1 pseudogene is annotated in these 687 nt (G+C 73.7%); it reads left to right on the plus strand.

Features of this window, described 5'->3' with window-relative positions:
• A pseudogene (locus G3I78_RS46510) lies at positions 1–687 on the plus strand (integrase); the annotation flags it as partial.

Raw genomic sequence — 687 nt, forward strand, 5'->3', positions numbered from 1 at the left:
CCAGGAGCTGGAGGACCGCTCCAAGGCGCACGAGCAGGCCATGCGGCCGACGAACACGGTCGAGGGCTACGCCGCCGACTGGAAGCAGTGGACCCAGTTCTGCGCGCTGCTCGAACTCCCGGTCACCGCCATCACCCCCGGCTCCCTGACCGCGTTCGTCGAGTGGCTGTGGTGGCAGCCCGGATGGAAGGAGGGCACCTACACCGCGCCCTCCACCATCGACCGCCGCCTGTCCGGCGTGGTCGTCACCGGCCGGGTCGAGCACGGCCTGCTGCTCGCCAAGACGGTCGCGACCCGCGCCCGCCGGGTCCTGCAGGCCAAGGTCCGCGAGATGGAGAAGACCGGCGAGGTCCGCGGCCGGGGCCCGGCCCCCGCGTTCACCGTCCCGCAGCTGCGCGCCGCCGTCGCCGCCGCCCCCGACAACCTGCTGGGACTGCGCAACCGGGCCATCGGCACACTCGCGTTCGCGCTCATGGCCCGCGAGCACGAGATCGCCTACCTGCGGCTGCGGGACCTGGTCGACCACGAGAACGGCCTGCTGGCCGACGTCCGGGTCTCCAAGACCAAGCCCCGCAAGGTCAAGGTCCCCCAGGGCTCCCGGCCCTCGACCTGCCCGGTCCGCACGTGGCGGGCCTGGAGGAACGCCGCCGGCCTCACCGACCCGGACGGGTTCGCCTTCCGCGCGCT

It is taken from the genome of Streptomyces sp. SID13726 (genome assembly GCF_010548375.1).
Lineage (GTDB): Bacteria > Actinomycetota > Actinomycetes > Streptomycetales > Streptomycetaceae > Streptomyces.